Annotated in this window: 1 protein-coding gene; it reads left to right on the top strand. The window is 47.1% G+C overall.

The features are described from left to right. A partial coding sequence (locus PSI23_RS22570) for a hypothetical protein (protein WP_273557109.1) occupies positions 1-223 on the top strand: 223 nt, incomplete at both ends.

Here is a 223-nt window from a genome sequence, read left to right as displayed (position 1 = left end):
CGTCAGGTTCTTGGGTGAAAATAAAATATTCCCGTCCGTATTTGGTGCTAAAGAAGTCGTTGAAGTGACCTCAGGGGTATTGGAATGTAAGCATGGGGTCTTAGCCCGCGAAGTCACGCTAAAAGCGGGCTGGACAATGAAGCGCCAAATTGAAAATTGGCTGTCAGGAAATGACACGGTTGACTCTAAGGGGCAGCAGGTTGTTGAGTTCTTCTTCAAACCT

Source organism: Xenorhabdus yunnanensis (genome assembly GCF_028598805.1).
In the GTDB taxonomy this organism is placed as follows: domain Bacteria; phylum Pseudomonadota; class Gammaproteobacteria; order Enterobacterales; family Enterobacteriaceae; genus Xenorhabdus; species Xenorhabdus yunnanensis.
Note: the sequence above shows the minus strand (reverse complement) of the source record. Positions and strands in the feature narration are given on the sequence as shown.